16 protein-coding genes are annotated in these 12,479 nt (G+C 60.6%); 14 read left to right on the forward strand and 2 right to left on the reverse strand.

Annotated features, from left to right (window positions below; genetic code table 11):
• Positions 1 to 34: 34 nt before the first annotated feature.
• From AC3WK5_RS19960 to AC3WK5_RS19975, 4 genes are all read left to right on the forward strand, one after another.
• Complete coding sequence (locus AC3WK5_RS19960) at positions 35 to 823, forward strand: ParA family protein (RefSeq protein WP_054596306.1); 789 nt, start codon at positions 35 to 37, stop codon at positions 821 to 823.
• Between the two features lie 33 nt (positions 824 to 856).
• A complete protein-coding gene (locus AC3WK5_RS19965) occupies positions 857 to 1,753 on the forward strand; it encodes a CheW domain-containing protein (RefSeq protein ID WP_103315628.1) in 897 nt (298 codons plus the stop codon).
• 76 nt (positions 1,754 to 1,829) lie between these two features.
• Entirely contained in the window at positions 1,830 to 2,315 is a 486-nt protein-coding gene (locus AC3WK5_RS19970; RefSeq protein WP_019692361.1) for a chemotaxis protein CheW, read from the forward strand.
• Entirely contained in the window at positions 2,316 to 2,708 is a 393-nt protein-coding gene (locus tag AC3WK5_RS19975; protein WP_103315629.1) for a DUF2802 domain-containing protein, read from the forward strand. It begins immediately after the preceding gene.
• A 202-nt stretch (positions 2,709 to 2,910) separates the two neighbouring features.
• Here AC3WK5_RS19975 and AC3WK5_RS19980 read toward each other — a convergent pair whose 3' ends face one another.
• Positions 2,911 to 3,240 carry an EscU/YscU/HrcU family type III secretion system export apparatus switch protein gene (locus tag AC3WK5_RS19980; RefSeq protein ID WP_019692359.1) on the reverse strand — a complete coding sequence of 110 codons (330 nt, stop codon included), beginning with the start codon at positions 3,238 to 3,240 and terminating at the stop codon, positions 2,911 to 2,913.
• Positions 3,237 to 4,808, reverse strand: a complete 1,572-nt coding sequence (gene fliK / locus AC3WK5_RS19985) for a flagellar hook-length control protein FliK (RefSeq protein ID WP_103315630.1) — start codon at positions 4,806 to 4,808, stop codon at positions 3,237 to 3,239. The genes AC3WK5_RS19980 and fliK overlap by 4 nt, the downstream gene beginning before the upstream one ends.
• 249 nt (positions 4,809 to 5,057) lie before the next feature.
• On the opposite strand from fliK, the gene ccmA reads away from it, so the two are divergent.
• From ccmA to AC3WK5_RS20035, 10 genes are all read left to right on the forward strand, one after another.
• Positions 5,058 to 5,639, forward strand: a complete 582-nt coding sequence (ccmA, locus tag AC3WK5_RS19990; RefSeq protein ID WP_256585146.1) for a cytochrome c biogenesis heme-transporting ATPase CcmA — start codon at positions 5,058 to 5,060, stop codon at positions 5,637 to 5,639.
• The gene (gene ccmB / locus AC3WK5_RS19995; RefSeq protein WP_054596311.1) at positions 5,636 to 6,304 is read left to right on the forward strand and encodes a heme exporter protein CcmB; all 669 of its coding nucleotides are present in this window, start codon (positions 5,636 to 5,638) and stop codon (positions 6,302 to 6,304) included. The genes ccmA and ccmB overlap by 4 nt, the downstream gene beginning before the upstream one ends.
• A gap of 77 nt (positions 6,305 to 6,381) precedes the next feature.
• Complete coding sequence (locus tag AC3WK5_RS20000; RefSeq protein ID WP_054596312.1) at positions 6,382 to 7,134, forward strand: heme ABC transporter permease; 753 nt, start codon at positions 6,382 to 6,384, stop codon at positions 7,132 to 7,134.
• Positions 7,134 to 7,310: a heme exporter protein CcmD gene (gene ccmD / locus AC3WK5_RS20005; protein ID WP_019692354.1), complete on the forward strand. Its 177-nt coding sequence runs from the start codon at positions 7,134 to 7,136 to the stop codon at positions 7,308 to 7,310. The genes AC3WK5_RS20000 and ccmD overlap by 1 nt, the downstream gene beginning before the upstream one ends.
• Positions 7,307 to 7,762: a cytochrome c maturation protein CcmE gene (ccmE, locus tag AC3WK5_RS20010; protein WP_054596313.1), complete on the forward strand. Its 456-nt coding sequence runs from the start codon at positions 7,307 to 7,309 to the stop codon at positions 7,760 to 7,762. Before ccmD ends, ccmE begins: the two co-directional genes overlap by 4 nt.
• Before the next feature lie 3 nt (positions 7,763 to 7,765).
• Positions 7,766 to 9,754, forward strand: coding sequence for a heme lyase CcmF/NrfE family subunit (locus AC3WK5_RS20015; RefSeq protein WP_103315632.1), 1,989 nt, complete (start codon positions 7,766 to 7,768; stop codon positions 9,752 to 9,754).
• Positions 9,751 to 10,287, forward strand: coding sequence for a DsbE family thiol:disulfide interchange protein (locus AC3WK5_RS20020; RefSeq protein WP_054596315.1), 537 nt, complete (start codon positions 9,751 to 9,753; stop codon positions 10,285 to 10,287). The genes AC3WK5_RS20015 and AC3WK5_RS20020 overlap by 4 nt, the downstream gene beginning before the upstream one ends.
• On the forward strand, positions 10,284 to 10,757 hold the full coding sequence (locus AC3WK5_RS20025) for a cytochrome c-type biogenesis protein (protein ID WP_103315633.1): 474 nt from the start codon (positions 10,284 to 10,286) through the stop codon (positions 10,755 to 10,757). Before AC3WK5_RS20020 ends, AC3WK5_RS20025 begins: the two co-directional genes overlap by 4 nt.
• Positions 10,750 to 11,958, forward strand: coding sequence for a c-type cytochrome biogenesis protein CcmI (ccmI, locus tag AC3WK5_RS20030; protein ID WP_103315634.1), 1,209 nt, complete (start codon positions 10,750 to 10,752; stop codon positions 11,956 to 11,958). Before AC3WK5_RS20025 ends, ccmI begins: the two co-directional genes overlap by 8 nt.
• Positions 11,959 to 11,971: 13 nt before the next feature.
• Positions 11,972 to 12,373, forward strand: coding sequence for a hypothetical protein (locus AC3WK5_RS20035; RefSeq protein WP_103315635.1), 402 nt, complete (start codon positions 11,972 to 11,974; stop codon positions 12,371 to 12,373).
• Positions 12,374 to 12,479 lie beyond the last annotated feature (106 nt).

The following is a 12,479-nucleotide window of genomic DNA, read 5'->3' on the forward strand; positions in this document are numbered from 1 at the left end:
GGTTGTATTGATTCGACCGGGAGGAACAATCTGAATGAGAGTCTGGGCAGTCGCCAATCAAAAGGGTGGTGTCGGTAAAACCACTTCCTCCATCGCTTTAGCCGGTTTGCTGGCAGAGGCGGGCAAGCGCGTGGTTGTGGTCGATCTCGACCCGCACGGCTCCATGACCAGCTACTTCGGTTACGACCCCGACAGCCTGGAACACAGCAGCTACGACCTGTTTCTGCACAAGGGCAGCGTGCCGCAAGGCTTGCCCGGGCAGCTGTTGCTGCCGACCAGCGACGAGCGTATTTCCCTGTTGCCGTCGAGCACCGCGCTCGCCACCCTCGAGCGCCAGTCGCCGGGGCAGAGCGGTCTGGGCCTGGTGATCGCCAAGAGCCTGGCGCAATTGTGGCAGGACTTCGATTACGCGTTGATCGACAGCCCACCGTTGCTTGGCGTGCTGATGGTCAATGCCTTGGCGGCCAGCCAGCAGTTGGTGATCCCGGTGCAGACCGAGCACCTTGCAGTGAAAGGTCTGGAGCGCATGGTCAACACCTTGGCGATGATCAACCGTTCGCGTAAACAAGCGCTGCCGTTCAGCATCGTGCCGACCCTGTTCGATCGTCGAACCCAAGCCTCGCTGGGAACCTTGCGGGTGCTGCGCGACATGTACCCGGAAGAAATCTGGCAAGGCTACATCCCGGTCGATACCCGACTGCGTGATGCCAGCCGAGCCGGCCTGACCCCTTCGCAGTTCGACGGCAAGAGCCGTGGAGTGCTGGCGTACCGCGCACTGCTCAAGCATTTGCTGGCGCAGCAACTTGTTCCGCAGGTGGCTTGAGGTGAATCTTTTCTCTGCCGGGATGGGGTGCCAATGAACCGGCCAGTAAAAATTACCAGCCGACCACAACTGGCGTTGCAGTCCTATCTGGATGCGTTGTTGCAAGACGCGACCGAGGAGTTGCCGTCAGAAGTCGAGGTATTGTCCGAGGTTGTAGAAGTCGTCGAGGTCGTTGAAGCCATTGAGGCGCAAGGCGCACTGGACGAGTTCCAGGCTGCGGTGCTCGAAGAGCAGGCTCGCGATGCACAAAAGCCAGTGGTCGCGCCTCCCGTTGTAGCTCCGGTTGCCGAGGCGCCCGTTGTCGTGCCGGTACTGGAAGCGCCGGCACCGATACTGGCGCCGGTTTCAACGGTCGCCCCCTTGCTCAAAGCGCTGGTCGAGCCGGTGGTTGAAGTCCATCTGCCGCCGAGCAACACGCCACCGCCGGTGGTCGGCGATGATCGGCCAAGCTGGGCTGCCGAACCGTTTGAATGCCTGTTGTTCGACGTCGCCGGTCTGACCCTGGCCGTGCCGCTGGTGTGCCTCGGTTCGATTTACTCGTTGGCCGGTCATGAGCTGACGCCGTTGTTCGGCCAGCCTGAATGGTTCCTCGGGATTCTGCCAAGCCAGGCCGGCAACCTGAAGGTGCTGGATACCGCGCGCTGGGTCATGCCCGATCGTTATCGCGATGACTTCCGCCAGGGCCTGCAATACGTAATCTCGGTTCAGGGTTATGAGTGGGGGCTGGCGGTGCATCAGGTCAGCCGCTCGTTGCGCCTGGACCCGAACGAAATCAAATGGCGCAGCCATCGGGGTCAACGGCCATGGCTGGCCGGGACGGTGATCGAGCACATGTGTGCGTTGCTGGATGTCTCGGAGCTGGCGGAGTTGATCGCCAGCGGTGGTGCCAAGCACATGGGCGGCGGTAAGCCGGCCCACAAACCTACATAACAAGCAGCTGGCCGCATACACAGTGCGGCCGGGCAGAACACACACCGCCACAGGCGGTTTTTCGAGGGGTCAGGGTATGAATGATAAGGCGTCGTCTGCAAAGGGTTCCGAAGATCCGATCCTGCAATGGGTAACCTTCAAGCTGGACAATGAAACCTACGGCATCAACGTGATGCGTGTTCAGGAAGTCCTGCGCTACACCGAAATCGCGCCGGTTCCGGGTGCGCCAAGCTACGTGCTGGGCATCATCAACCTGCGCGGCAATGTGGTGACCGTGATCGACACCCGCCAGCGCTTCGGCCTGGGCACCGTCGAAGTCAGCGACAACACCCGCATCGTGATCATCGAAGCCGACAAGCAAGTGGTCGGGATCATGGTCGACAGCGTGGCCGAAGTGGTTTACCTGCGTCAGTCCGAGATCGAAACCGCGCCTAACGTCGGTAACGAAGAATCGGCCAAGTTCATCCAGGGCGTGTGCAACAAGAACAACGAGTTGCTGATCCTGGTCGAGCTGGACAAGATGATGAGTGAAGAAGAGTGGTCGGAACTGGAGAGTATCTGATTGATTCTCGAGGTTGCTGTCATTTTACTGGGGCTCCTGTGGGTAGGGACCCTGGCGATGTTCCTGGCTTACACGCGCAAACAGCGAGAGCTGGCAGCGCTGCAAGCCCAGGGCGATGCGTTGCGCGATCAACGCATCAAGGACCTGGCCAAGCGTGTCGACGACTACCAGAACGGTAACGTGCGCATGGGTGAAGACCTGCATGAACTGCGTGCGGTGGTCGGCCCCTTGCCGGACAAGCTGGCCCAGCTTGAGCAGCGCGACCCGTCGAGTCTGTCATTCGCCCAGGCAGCCCGCCTGGTGGGGATGGGCGCCAGCGTCGACGAATTGACCCAGTCCTGCGGCCTGACCCAGGCAGAGGCCGAGTTGATGAGCAAGTTGCACAAGAACTAATAGCGACTGCGCGAGTCTGCCGACGGGTGAACAATTGTGGCGAGGGAGCTTGCTCCCGCTGGGCTGCGAAGCAGCCCTGAAACCAACAATTACATTCTTCCAGATAGATTCCGTCAGCTTTTTTACGACTGCTGCGCCCGAGCGCGAACCGGTCGGCGGGAGCAAGCTCCCTCGCCACAGTGAGCTTGCAACACTTGCTTGATCAGTAATCATCCCCGCGTTCTGTCACATCCCGCTCCACTATCGTCTCCTCAGAACCATGCCCTTGTGGAAACTTGCCCTTGAGTTTCCAGGCAAACGCAATGATCTCGGCAATCGTGCGGTAGAGCTCTTCAGGGATGCTTTCACCCAGCTCCATCCTCGCCAGCAACTTCACCAGCTCGGCGTTTTCATAAATCGGCACTTCATAGTCGCGGGCGATCTTCAGAATCGCTTCGGCCAGTTCGTCATCGCCTTTGGCGGTGAGCGTCGGGGCATGGCTGCCGTCGTATTTGAGGGCGATGGCCTGGCGCGGTGGCGTGTGATTGTTCATGCGGTTTCGTCGACCCAGCGTTGTTCGAGGCGGGTTTGATTGCCTTGGGGCGGTGTGCCGAGGTGGCAATTCAGGTCGCCAACATTCAGGCCCGATGCCAGCAGCTGCGCACGCAAGCCCTCCAGGTTGCTTTCGATGAGGCTGGCGGTATAAGGCCGCTCGGCCCAGAGCTGGCTGGAGAGTTTGCCCTGGGCCAGCTGTGCCTGGATCTGCAACGGCCCGAGCGGTTCCATGTCGAACGCCAGCTCGACTCGCCAAAGCCGTTGTTTCGGCTCGCGCTCGACGGATTTCTCGTGTTGTTCCTTCTCGGGGGTGTCCTCGCGTTGAAACTTGACCTGCAACGGCACGATGTCTTGCAGGTTACGCATGGGGATTTCCAGCTGCCAGGTGGTTTGCAGCTTGCCATCCTCGGTCATGCCGGTCTGTTCCAGGCTCGACAGTTGATGGCTTTGCAGGCGCGAAACGGCCGCTGCAGCCAGGCGCAGTAAATGCTCCAGATCGCCTTCACCTTCCAGGCTTTGCAGCAACCGCGAGGGCAGGGGGAAGTTGCTCGGCTGCGGTTTGGCGCTGACCTGACCGAGGGTGCCGAGGGCGCTGCGGACAAAGCTTGGCAGCACCTGCGCCAAGGTGTTGGCGGCGATGATCGCGTTGAAACTGGTATTGGCCGGCAGGTCGGGGGCCAATTGTGCGATCAATCGCAGCAAATTGCCTTTCAGGTCCGGTGTCAGGGCCGGGTTCTGTCCGGTGAGCAGTTTGCTTTCCAGAAACAGCCCGCTGTTGACCAGCGCCTGCGCCAAACCTTTGGGGGTGCTCAGTTGCTGAACGTCTGGCAGGTCGGCAAGCAGTTTGTCGACGGCGGCACGCAGGTCGTCGGAGGTGGTGTCGGAGGCTGGCAGGTTTTGCAGGGCATCGATCAGCCCGCTCAATGAGCCTTGGCGACTTTGCTGGGCCAGCAGTTGCTGACTCACCGCCAGTTGCTCCTGACGGCTGGCCAGAGGCACGAAGCTCAAGCTTTGCGCGCTCTGGACCAAGGCGCTGAGCAGGCTGCCGATACGCAACGGCTGCGGGCTGTCGATACTCAAGGTGCTACCACTGAGCGCGGTATTGAGCACACTCACCAGCGAGCGATAGACCGCCGGCTGCCCCGGTGTTTGCGGCATCAATTGGGTGGTCAGGACTTTACCTTGCAGCAAGGTGCCAACCGGCAATTGCGCCGTATCAAGGCGGGTGAGGGTGGCGACGTTCGCGGCGATGGCCTGTTGCACGGTAATCGCCAGACTACTGGCTGAAGGCTGGCTGACCGTCAGGTTGGTGCCCAGAGGCAACGGCTGGTTGCTGGTGACTTGCACGTTGGTTTGACGGCCACTGTCCAGGGTGACCTTGAGCAGCAGCTGGAACGTCTGGTCGTTCTGTTTGAGCGACAGCACTTCAGCGCTGGCGCTTTGGCCCGCGGCGATCAAGCCTTCCACCGGGGTCTGCAGCTTGAGCAACTCACCACCAACCACCAGCGGGCGCGAGGTGGCCGGCGTCGTAGCGGGCAGTGGAAGGATGTTCATCTCGCCGGTCATCAGGTCACACCCTGTCGAAATTGCCCTCTTTGGAGTAGGACATGACATGTATAATGCCGCCCCGTTGTTGTCGGGGCGCGGAAAACATCGCAAATGTTTGACGCAGCTCTCTAGAACAGGCCGTCAATACATCTATGCTGCATCACTTTAACGGCCGCTCCATTGCCGACTTGAACCGTAAAGGCCCGCGATCTCTTGACCATCCCTCTACTAGAAGCCGTAGCGCTCGCCTGTGAGCGAGACTGGCGGATGCTCTTCGAAAACCTCGAGTTGCGTCTGGGCCGCGGTGACATGTTGCAGATCAGCGGCCCTAACGGTAGCGGCAAGACCAGCTTGCTGCGCCTGCTTGCCGGTTTGATGCAGCCGACCAGCGGCCAGGTATTGCTCAACGGCCAGCCTTTGAACACGCAGCGTCCGGAGCTGGCCCATAACCTGTTGTGGATCGGCCATGCCGCCGGAATCAAGGACCTGCTGACCCCTGAAGAGAACCTCAGCTGGCTGTGCGCGTTGCATCAGCCGGCGACGCATGAGGCGATCTGGCAGGCGCTGGCAGCGGTAGGACTGCGCGGTTTCGAAGATGTTCCTTGTCACACCCTGTCCGCTGGTCAACAACGCCGCGTGGCCCTGGCCCGCTTGTATCTGGACAGCCCGGCGCTATGGATCCTCGACGAACCATTCACCGCGCTGGATAAACAAGGCGTCGCCCAGTTGGAAGAACACCTGGCCGCACACTGCGAGCGAGGCGGCATGGTCATTCTGACCACTCACCACACGTTGGCCCGGATGCCGGCCGGTTACCGCGACATCGATTTGGGGCAGTGGGCCGTATGAGTGTTTTCGCACTGTTGGTCGCCCGTGAGGCGCGTTTGCTGTGTCGGCGTCCTGCCGAGCTTGCCAACCCTCTCGTGTTCTTCGCCATTGTTGTCTCAATGTTTCCATTGGCGGTCGGACCTGAGACACAATTGTTGCAAACCTTGTCACCGGGGCTGGTCTGGGTCGCGGCCCTTTTATCGGTTTTGCTCTCGCTGGACGGGCTTTTCCGCAGTGATTTCGAGGACGGATCCCTTGAACAGTGGGTCCTTTCGTCGCACCCCCTGCCTCTTCTGGTTTTGGCAAAGGTGCTGGCACACTGGGCGTTTTCCGGCTTGGCACTGGTGTTGCTTGCCCCGTTACTGGCGTTGATGCTCGGTTTGCCTGCCGCTTGTCTGCCGGTTTTGCTCTTGTCGCTGTTGCTCGGTACACCGGTATTGAGCTTGCTCGGTGCGGTGGGCGCGGCGCTGACGGTCGGATTGAAGCGCGGCGGTTTGTTGCTGGCGTTGTTGATTCTGCCGCTGTACATCCCGGTGTTGATTCTCGGCAGTGGCGCCTTGCAGGCAGCCTTGCAGGGTATGCCGGCAACCGGTTATTTGCTGTGGCTTGGTAGCCTGACCGCCCTGGCGATAACCCTGACACCCTTTGCAATAGCTGCTGGCCTGAAGATCAGCGTCGGCGAATAATGAGGTCTGGTTAATTTTTAACCAGTAAAGACCCTGGTTCTTCGTGATGGCGAAGAACAACCGTGATGGAAACAGCAATGAACTGGACCTGGTTTCATAAGCTCGGCTCGCCCAAATGGTTTTACGGCATCAGCGGCAAACTGCTGCCCTGGCTGAGTGTCGCGGCGTTGCTGCTGATCGGCGTCGGCGTGGTCTGGGGCCTGGCCTTCGCGCCGCCGGACTACCAGCAAGGCAACAGCTTTCGAATCATCTACATTCATGTGCCGGCCGCCATGCTGGCGCAGTCCTGCTACGTGATGCTGGCGGTCTGCGGCATTGTCGGGCTGGTGTGGAAGATGAAACTGGCGGACGTCGCCCTGCAATGCGCAGCGCCGATCGGTGCCTGGATGACCGCTGTGGCGTTGGTCACCGGGGCGATCTGGGGTAAACCGACCTGGGGCTCGTGGTGGGTCTGGGATGCGCGACTTACGTCCATGCTGATTCTGCTGTTTCTGTACTTCGGTCTCATTGCGCTGGGCAACGCCATCAGCAATCGTGACAGCGCGGCCAAGGCCTGCGCGGTGCTGGCGATTGTCGGCGTGATCAACATCCCGATCATCAAGTACTCGGTGGAGTGGTGGAACACCCTGCACCAGGGCGCCACCTTCAGCCTCACCGAAAAACCGGCAATGCCGGCCGAAATGTGGCTGCCGTTGCTGCTGACGGTGCTGGGTTTCTACTGTTTCTTCGGCGCCGTGCTGTTGCTGCGCATGCGCCTTGAAGTGCTCAAGCGCGAAGCCCGTGCCAGCTGGGTCAAGGCCGAAGTGCAAAACAGCCTGGAGGCCGCGTAATGAGTTTTGCTTCATTCGGCGACTTCCTCGCCATGGGCCATCACGGTCTTTATGTCTGGTCGGCTTATGGCATCTGCCTGGCGGTACTGGCTCTCAACGTGGCTGCGCCGATCCTGGCCCGCAAGCGTTACCTGCAACAAGAGGCGCGCCGTCTGCGCCGGGAGAACAGCAAGTGAATCCGCTGCGTAAAAAGCGTCTTATCATTATTCTCGCGATCCTGGTCGGTGTCGGCGCAGCTGTCGGCCTGGCCCTCAGTGCCCTTCAGCAGAACATCAACCTCTTTTACACACCGACCCAAATCGCCAATGGCGAAGCCCCGCAAGACACGCGCATTCGTGCTGGCGGCATGGTCGAGAAGGGCTCGCTGCAACGCTCCGGCGATTCGCTGGACGTGAAATTCATCGTCACCGACTTCAATAAATCCGTGACCATCACCTACCGCGGCATCCTCCCGGACCTGTTCCGTGAAGGGCAGGGCATCGTTGCGCTGGGCAAACTGAATGCAGACGGCGTGGTGGTGGCTGACGAAGTGCTGGCCAAGCACGACGAGAAATACATGCCGCCAGAAGTGACCAAGGCGCTCAAAGACAGTGGTCAATCCGCTCCAACACCCGCGAAGGAGGGTTGATCCATGACCTCAGGTATCTTCATTCCCGAGTTGGGCCATCTGGCGATGATTCTCGCCCTGTGCTTTGCCATCGTTCAGGCCACCGTGCCGTTGCTCGGTGCCTGGCGCGGTGACCGCATGTGGATGGGCCTGGCCCAGCCAGCGGCCTGGGGCCAGTTCACTTTTCTGCTGTTCGCCTTCGGCTGCCTGACCTACGCCTTCATGACCGATGACTTCTCGGTGGGGTATGTCGCCAACAACTCCAACAGCGCCTTGCCGTGGTACTACAAATTCAGCGCGGTGTGGGGCGCCCACGAAGGTTCCTTGCTGCTCTGGGCATTGATTCTCGGCGGCTGGACCTTCGCCGTGTCGATCTTCTCCCGGCAGTTGCCGCAGGTCATGCTGGCTCGCGTGCTGGCGGTGATGGGCATGATCAGCACCGGGTTCCTGCTGTTTCTGATTCTCACCTCGAACCCGTTCGCACGGGTTCTGCCGCAGATTCCCACTGACGGTCATGACCTCAACCCGTTGCTGCAAGACATTGGCCTGATCGTTCACCCGCCGATGCTCTACATGGGTTATGTCGGTTTCTCGGTGGCCTTCGCCTTCGCGATTGCTGCCTTGCTCGGCGGGCGTCTGGATGCGGCGTGGGCCCGTTGGTCGCGGCCCTGGACCATCGTCGCCTGGGCGTTCCTCGGTATCGGCATCACCCTCGGCTCCTGGTGGGCCTACTACGAACTCGGCTGGGGCGGCTGGTGGTTCTGGGACCCGGTGGAAAACGCCTCGTTCATGCCTTGGCTGGTCGGTACGGCGCTGATTCACTCGTTGGCCGTGACTGAAAAACGCGGCGTGTTCAAAAGCTGGACCGTGTTGCTGGCCATTGCCGCGTTCTCGCTGAGCCTGCTGGGAACCTTCCTGGTGCGTTCTGGTGTACTGACCTCGGTGCACGCGTTTGCCTCGGACCCAGCGCGGGGCGTGTTCATCCTGATCTTCCTGCTGTTTGTAGTCGGCGGTTCGCTGACGCTGTTTGCCCTGCGTGCGCCAGTGGTCAAGAGCCACGTCGGCTTCAACCTGTGGTCGCGTGAAACCCTGCTGCTGGGCAACAACCTGGTGCTGGTGGTCGCGGCTTCGATGATTCTGCTCGGCACCTTGTACCCGCTGGTGCTCGATGCCCTGAGCGGCGCCAAGATGTCGGTCGGCCCGCCGTATTTCAACGCGTTGTTCATTCCGTTGATGGCGTTGCTGATGGTGGTGATGGCCGTCGGTGTGCTGGTGCGCTGGAAAGACACCCCGGTGAAATGGCTGATGAATATGCTGACCCCGGTGTTGCTCGGTAGCGCTGCTTTGGCGGTCGTCGCCGGGATCGCTTATGGCGATTTCAACTGGGCCGTGCTGGCGACCTTCATGCTTGCGGCCTGGGTGTTGCTGGCCGGTGTGCGTGACATTTTCGACAAGACCCGCAACAAGGGCCTGATCAAAGGCCTGCCGAGCTTGACCCGCAGCTATTGGGGCATGCAGGTTGCGCACCTCGGTATCGCCGTGTGCGCCTTGGGCGTGGTGCTTTCAAGCCAGAACAGCGCCGAGCGCGATCTGCGCCTGGCACCGGGCGAGTCGATGGACCTTGCCGGTTATCACTTCATTTTTGAGGGCGCCAAGCACTTCGAAGGACCGAACTTCACCTCCGACAAAGGCACCATTCGGGTGATCCGTTCGGGCAAGGAAGTCGCGGTGCTGCACCCGGAAAAACGTCTGTACACCGTGCAGAACTCAATGATGACCGAAGCCGGTATCGACGCCGGTTTCACCCGCGACCTGTACGTGGCGCTCGGCGAGCCGCTGGAGAATGGCGCCTGGGCCGTGCGCGTGCACGTCAAACCGTTCGTGCGCTGGATCTGGTTCGGCGGTTTGCTGACAGGTTTCGGCGGGTTGCTGGCGGCGCTGGATCGTCGTTATCGGGTCAAGGTGAAAAGTCGCGTGCGTGAAGCGCTGGGCATGACGGGAGCCACTGCATGAGACGTTGGTTAATGGTGTTGCCACTGGCGCTGTTTCTGCTGGTGGCGGTGTTTCTTTACCGGGGGCTCTACCTGGACCCGGCCGAGCTGCCCTCGGCGATGATTGGCAAGCCGTTCCCCGAGTTTTCCCTGCCGACCGTGCAAGGCGACAAGACCTTGACCCGCGCTGATCTGCTGGGCAAACCGGCCCTGGTCAACGTATGGGGCACTTGGTGCATTTCCTGCCGGGTCGAGCATCCGGTGCTGAACAAACTGGCCCAGCAGGGTGTGGTGATTTATGGCGTCAACTACAAGGACATCAACACCGATGCCTTGAAGTGGCTGGTCGAGTTCCATAACCCGTACCTGCTGGACATCCGTGACGAGGCGGGCTCCCTGGGCTTGAATCTCGGCGTTTACGGCGCTCCCGAAACCTTCTTCATCGACGCCAAAGGCATCATCCGCGACAAATACGTCGGGGTGATCGACGAAGTGGTCTGGCGCGAAAAACTGGCGGCCAAGTATCAGGCGCTGGTCGATGAGGCCAAGCCATGAAGCGCTGGATTGCTGCCGCCGTACTCGGCCTGAGTATCGCCGGAGTCGCTCACGCGGCCATCGACACTTACGTGTTCGCCAATGACGCCGAGCGCGAGCGTTTTCACGAACTGACCAAAGAACTGCGTTGCCCCAAGTGCCAGAATCAGGACATTGCCGATTCCAATGCACCGATCGCCGCTGACCTGCGCAAAGAGATTTTCCGCATGCTCGGCGAGGGCAAGGACAACCAGCAGATCATCGACTTCATGGTCGACCGCTATGGCGACTTCGTGCGCTACAAGCCAGCCCTGACCGGCAAGACCGCGTTGCTGTGGTTTGGCCCGGCCGGGTTGTTGCTCGGTGGCGTGCTGGTGATCGCCTTGATCGTCCGTCGCCGTCGTGCCGAGCGCACGGCAGGTACAGACACGCTTTCTGTTGATGAGCGCAAGCGCCTCGACCAACTGTTGGATAACACCAAGAATGATTGATTTCTGGCTCGCTGCAGGTCTGCTTCTACTGGTTGCCCTGAGTTTTTTGTTGATCCCTGTTCTACGTGGCCGTCGCGCCCAGCGTGAAGAGGATCGTACCGCGCTGAACGTGGCGCTTTACCAGGAGCGCGTGGCTGAGTTGCAGGCTCAACAGGCCGAAGGCGTGCTTGATGCGACGCAAATGAGCGCCGGGCGTGACGAAGCGGCTCGTGAACTGCTGGCTGATACCGAAGGTGCCGACACGGACCGGGTTTCCCGTCTGGGCAAGCCATTGCCACTGCTGGCAGCGATCCTGGTGCCGGTGTTGGGGCTGGGGCTGTATTTGCATTTCGGCGCCAGTGACAAGGTTGAACTGACCCGCGAATTTGCCCAGGCACCGCAATCGATGGAGGAGATGACCCGTCGTCTCGAACGCGCTGTCGCGGCTCAACCGGATTCGGCCGAAGGCCTGTATTTCCTGGGTCGTACCTACATGGCTCAGGACCGTCCTGGCGACGCTGCGAAGATCTTCGAGCGCACCGTGGCATTGGCTGGCCGTCAGCCTGAATTGCTCGGCCAGTGGGCCCAGGCGCAGTACTTTGCCGACAACAAAAAGTGGTCGGAGAAGATCCAGGCGTTGACCGACGAAGCACTCAAGGCCGATCCTAAAGAAGTCACCAGCCTTGGACTGTTGGGCATCGCGGCTTTCGAAGGCGAGCGTTATCAGGAGGCCATCGACTACTGGGGGCGTCTGTTGGCGCAACTGCCACCCGAAGATAACTCGCGCAGCGCGCTGGAAGGTGGCATTGCCCGGGCAACCGAAAAACTGCAAGCGAACGGCGCTACTGTCGCCAAGGCGCCAGTCGTAGCGGCCAAGCCGGCAGCGTTGCTGAAAGTGACGGTTGATCTGGCGGCGAACGTGAAAGCCAAGGTACAGCCAGGTGACAGCGTGTTCATCTTCGCTCGCGCAACCTCGGGGCCTCCGGCACCATTGGCAGCCAAGCGCCTGACCGTTGCCGATCTGCCAGCGACCGTCGAACTGGGCGATGCCGACGCAATGATGCCGCAATTGAAACTGTCGAACTTTCCTGAAGTCCAACTGGTCGCGCGCGTATCCCGTGCCGGCCAGCCGACTGCTGGCGAGTGGGTCGGTCGCAGCGAGCCTTTGGCCAGCAGCACTACCGCGCCGCAACAATTGACCATCGACAGCCCAGACAAATAATCAGGAATCCGCTATGACCGCCATCGCTCGTATCACCCTGCTCAGTCTTGTCTTGGGGTTAAGTGCATGTGCGGTCCAGCCACCGTCACATGAAGAGCGGTTGCCGCCCATTCCGTCATCGTACCCAGGCAGCAAACCGACGACCGCCCCTGGCAAACCGGTGACCCCAAACAAGCCCGGCAAGCCACAGTCGCGCACCTCCGCAAGCTTCGCGCCACCACCCGGCGGCAACAGCCACTGGGATGCGAAACTCGGCGTCTACGTCCTCGACAACCAGACCGACACCTTCTACCGCCAGCGCACCTACTACCACTGGAACAACGGCTGGAGTCGTTCGATCAGCCCGAACGGGCCGTGGGAAGAGATCGATATCCATGGCGTACCGCCAGGATTGGGCAAGCAATACAGTCAGTAACGAAAACGGCGACCCAAGGGTCGCCGTTTTGCGTTGTGCGCCAGGCATGGCGTGCAGGTTGAAACTGGCACGAATAGTGATTACTCATTGACTAACGATTGTTGAA

The organism is Pseudomonas sp. FW306-02-D09B, from assembly GCF_058782685.1.

Coding starts and splice junctions, on each gene's coding strand:
- ccmI (WP_103315634.1), top strand. CDS start 10,750: ATGATTGATTTCTGGCTCGCTGCAGGTCTGCTTCTACTGGTTGCCCTG.
- AC3WK5_RS19970 (WP_019692361.1), top strand. CDS start 1,830: ATGAATGATAAGGCGTCGTCTGCAAAGGGTTCCGAAGATCCGATCCTG.
- AC3WK5_RS20020 (WP_054596315.1), top strand. CDS start 9,751: ATGAGACGTTGGTTAATGGTGTTGCCACTGGCGCTGTTTCTGCTGGTG.
- AC3WK5_RS20015 (WP_103315632.1), top strand. CDS start 7,766: ATGACCTCAGGTATCTTCATTCCCGAGTTGGGCCATCTGGCGATGATT.
- fliK (WP_103315630.1), bottom strand. CDS start 4,808: ATGACCGGCGAGATGAACATCCTTCCACTGCCCGCTACGACGCCGGCC.
- AC3WK5_RS19965 (WP_103315628.1), top strand. CDS start 857: ATGAACCGGCCAGTAAAAATTACCAGCCGACCACAACTGGCGTTGCAG.
- AC3WK5_RS19980 (WP_019692359.1), bottom strand. CDS start 3,240: ATGAACAATCACACGCCACCGCGCCAGGCCATCGCCCTCAAATACGAC.
- AC3WK5_RS20000 (WP_054596312.1), top strand. CDS start 6,382: ATGAACTGGACCTGGTTTCATAAGCTCGGCTCGCCCAAATGGTTTTAC.
- ccmB (WP_054596311.1), top strand. CDS start 5,636: ATGAGTGTTTTCGCACTGTTGGTCGCCCGTGAGGCGCGTTTGCTGTGT.
- AC3WK5_RS20025 (WP_103315633.1), top strand. CDS start 10,284: ATGAAGCGCTGGATTGCTGCCGCCGTACTCGGCCTGAGTATCGCCGGA.
- ccmA (WP_256585146.1), top strand. CDS start 5,058: ATGCTCTTCGAAAACCTCGAGTTGCGTCTGGGCCGCGGTGACATGTTG.
- AC3WK5_RS20035 (WP_103315635.1), top strand. CDS start 11,972: ATGACCGCCATCGCTCGTATCACCCTGCTCAGTCTTGTCTTGGGGTTA.
- ccmD (WP_019692354.1), top strand. CDS start 7,134: ATGAGTTTTGCTTCATTCGGCGACTTCCTCGCCATGGGCCATCACGGT.
- AC3WK5_RS19960 (WP_054596306.1), top strand. CDS start 35: ATGAGAGTCTGGGCAGTCGCCAATCAAAAGGGTGGTGTCGGTAAAACC.